The sequence below is a fragment of the Herbiconiux daphne genome (assembly GCF_024979295.1).
Lineage (GTDB): Bacteria > Actinomycetota > Actinomycetes > Actinomycetales > Microbacteriaceae > Herbiconiux > Herbiconiux daphnes.
In genome coordinates this window covers 1-805 of the sequence record NZ_JANLCJ010000289.1, presented here as the reverse complement: position 1 = coordinate 805, position 805 = coordinate 1, and the positions used below count along the sequence as shown (strand labels likewise).

Here is an 805-nt window from a genome sequence, read left to right as displayed (position 1 = left end):
GCTGTGACATAACTATCGACGAGGTGGTTGACTTCACTGGCGGCAATGTCCATAGCGAATTCATAATGTCGATTCCAATAATCAAAGAACCATTTTGGCGTTTGCCATAATTGCCGGATTTCCTCCGGCGTATGACTATCATGGTGTCCTGTACTACTCATTACCATTCCTTGTTGAGCCATGACCAATCGAATAAATCATCTTCTCTCTGACCTACGAAGAGAAGGCGAGCATTCTCAAGTAATTTCCATTCCCAATCCTCTTCTCCGAACTGTTTGAAATATTCCATTCGGACAGTGTGGAACATCGCATACTGATTCTCGCAGCCTTCCAACAAACCTTTAGCTTCTTTCTTTCCAACTCCCGACCTACGTAACACTTCCTTACCAGCACGGATAGTAGGACGTCTCTCTCCACAACCGAGGATGTTATCCGTTGTATCCCCGGTAAGAAGCTGGATAAAAAAGTTTCTCCACGCTTCATGTTCTGAAACGAAATGTGGAAGAACTTCGGGCTGGTTCTCACCACAAGACCATCGGTAATGCCATCCAGGTGTAACCAACAAATCTTTATCGCGAGTACAGATGATAGTATTACCAGAGCGTCTTTGTCTTTCGGCAAGGTAATCATCGGCCTCTCTATCATTAACGACAGCATGAGGATAGTTTTCCTTTATGTAATCATAAACAGTGATCCAATGTTCGGGCTTTTGAAAACCGTCCCTATTACCTTTGTACTTTTGTGTGGAGGCAACATCAAATCGAAAGTTGCCTTTGCCACTAAAGATGCACATGAACTTAACACC

At 43.7% G+C, this 805-nt stretch carries 2 protein-coding genes; both read right to left on the bottom strand.

All coding sequences use genetic code 11. The annotated features are described in order from the left end of the window. Window positions 1-161, bottom strand: a 161-nt coding sequence (locus N1032_RS28540; protein ID WP_407933082.1) for a DNA N-6-adenine-methyltransferase, incomplete at its 3' end; no start/stop codon positions are given. Continuing rightward, a partial coding sequence (locus N1032_RS24735) for a hypothetical protein (protein ID WP_259543174.1) occupies window positions 161-805 on the bottom strand: 645 nt, incomplete at its 5' end. The genes N1032_RS28540 and N1032_RS24735, both read right to left, overlap by 1 nt.